This is a genomic window from Streptomyces sp. SID3343 (assembly GCF_009865215.1).
Classification (GTDB): Bacteria; Actinomycetota; Actinomycetes; order Streptomycetales; family Streptomycetaceae; genus Embleya.
Window position 1 is genome coordinate 1 of sequence record NZ_WWJX01001052.1, and the last position, 2,050, is coordinate 2,050.

General features: G+C 75.1%; 1 protein-coding gene and 1 pseudogene. Both read left to right on the forward strand.

The annotated features are described in order from the left end of the window. Window positions 1-564: pseudogene (locus tag GT354_RS32955) on the forward strand (oxidoreductase); the annotation flags it as partial. Window positions 565-1,002: 438 nt separating this feature from the next. Further along, window positions 1,003-1,542 (forward strand): GNAT family protein, encoded by a 540-nt coding sequence (locus GT354_RS32960; protein ID WP_161360039.1) that lies wholly within the window; start codon window positions 1,003-1,005, stop codon window positions 1,540-1,542. Window positions 1,543-2,050 lie beyond the last annotated feature (508 nt).

Here is a 2,050-nt window from a genome sequence, read left to right on the forward strand (position 1 = left end):
GTGGCCGTACACGCGACCCTGGAGGCGAGCGACGGGGGCGAGCCCGACACCGACGCGTCCACGCTGGTCGAGGCCGGCGCCGACGGCTGGTGGTACACGGCGTTGTTGCCCGCCGGTCGGCGACTGATCGCGCACTTCACCGATGCCGATCTGCCCGCGGCCCGGCCGACCGACCCGGCGCGCTTTCGCGATCTCGTCGCCGCCACCACGCACGTCGCGGCACGGGCCGCACGACACCCGTTCCCCTCCGACCTCGTGCTCCGGCGCGCACCCGCACACGGCGCCCACCTGGACCCCGCGTGCGGCGACGGCTGGATCGCCGTCGGCGACGCCGCCGCCGCATTCGACCCGCTGTCCTCGCAAGGCATCCTCACCGCGCTGTACACGGGCCTGACCGCCGGCCACACCGTGGACGAGTGCCTGCGCGGCACGCCCGCCGGCAACGCCTACCGCGACCGCATCGCCGCCGTGGTCACCGCCTACCGCCGCAACCGCCGGCACGCCTACGCGACGGAACGACGCTGGCCGAACCACCCGTTCTGGCAGCGCCGCCAACTCCCGTGACAGGCGCCTCGGTCGGGGACTGCGAACGGAGCGTCGCGCTCGCCGCCTCGGCCCCTCGATCATCCACCTGCCACCGCCACACACCGACAGGTGACCACTCCGGAGCCGCAGACCGCGTACACGATCGCCCGATCCGGTACCGCCGTCCGCGACCACCGATCCGGTACCGCCTGGCGACCACCCGATCCGGCGCCGCCGTCCGCGACCACCGATCCGGTACCCCCTCGCGACCGCCCGATCCGGTACCACCGTCCGCGACCACCCGATCCCGTACCCCCTCGCGACCGCCCGATCCGGCGCCGCCGTCCGCAACCACCGATCCGGTACCGCCTCGCGACCACCGATCCGGCACCACCGTCCGCGACCGCCCGCCCGAACCCCTGGGCGGGAGCGCGCCGGTGCGGGATCCGGGCCGCGCGGCCGTGACATGCTCGATGGGTGCTCCTCGACACTCCTCGGCTGTGCCTGCGCCGGTTTCGCCCCGCCGACGCGCCCGCGCTCGCGGCGTATCGCTCGGACGAGGCGGTCGCCCACTTTCAGGGTTGGACCCCGCCGGTCACCCGCAACGCCGCCGACTCCCTCGTCCGCGAGTTCGCCCGCGGCGATCCGAGCCGGCCCGGCTGGTTCCACTACGCGGTCGAACTCAAGGCCGACGGCTGCCTGGTGGGTGATGTCGGGGTGAACCTACACCGCAACCGCAAGCAGGCCGAGGTGGGATACAGCTTCGCGGTGGACCGGCAGGGACACGGGTATGCCCGCGAGGCGCTGACCGCCGTGCTGCGCGACCTGTTCGGCCGCGGTCTGCACCGCGTGTCGGCGGACTGCGACGCCCGCAACGTGCGTTCGGCCCGGCTCCTGGACCGGGTGGGCTTTCGCCTGGAGGGCCGGCGGCCGGCGTACGCCTGGCTCGCGAGCGAGTGGACCGACGACCTGCTGTTCACCCTGCTCGCCGACCAGTGGAAGGATCCAGCCGCTTGACTCCGGCCCGCGCCAGGGGCCAGGAATCGCACTCGCCCGAACCGGGGGACGACCACGGTTCCCGGTTCCTCGGCGGTTGCGGAGCCCGGGTCACCGTCTCGGACTTGGGAGTGGAGGCGCGCGGCAGGTGCAGGCCCGCGGCCGGTGCGGCCAAGACCTCAGTCTCCGCCCGAGGGTACGCGAGCGCGCCGGCGAGCACCTCGGCGGCGTCCGCAACCCGCAGGGCCACCGCGCCGCCGCCGTCGACAGGATCGGATCGCCGTCCGCGACCGAGGCGCCGCCGATGTCGATCAGGCCACCCACCTCGGCGACATGGACCCCTGAGCCGGGCCCAGCCGTGGCCTCGGACAGCGCCGACAGCCGCAGCCCGAGCCGAACCACCGCCGGCACGTCCCGCACCGCACCCTCGATCAGCGCGCCCACCGCGCCACGGGCCGGCGCCGCCGTAGTCGGGATCTCGCCCCACACCGCGCCCGCGGCGGCCGTCGCGCCGGCCGCGACCACGACC